Consider the following 254-nt stretch of genomic DNA (forward strand, 5'->3'; position numbering starts at 1 on the left):
GCGCAGAACCTTGACCCGCTTCGTTAGAGAATAAACCACGGTTTACACCCCGGTTAAACGCATAAGCAAATGACGCCCCCAAGAAGCCACCTGCGGCAGCAGAGCCAGAAAATGCGTCCATAAATACAGCAGAAAATGAAGGACCGATGTTTTCAGCGTTATAAAAAATAACAGCCAGAGCACCAATAATATAAATAGCCGCCATTAACGGTACTACGCGTGATGTAATTGCTGCAATACGCTTAATGCCGCCT

General features: G+C 46.5%; 1 protein-coding gene. It reads right to left on the reverse strand.

What is annotated here, in order from left to right:
- On the reverse strand, window positions 1-254 hold a 254-nt coding region (locus AAEY68_RS21340), incomplete at both ends, for an alanine:cation symporter family protein (protein WP_350586858.1).

The organism is Pseudoalteromonas sp. RB2-MNA-CIBAN-0110 (genome assembly GCF_040309305.1).
In the GTDB taxonomy this organism is placed as follows: domain Bacteria; phylum Pseudomonadota; class Gammaproteobacteria; order Enterobacterales; family Alteromonadaceae; genus Pseudoalteromonas; species Pseudoalteromonas arctica.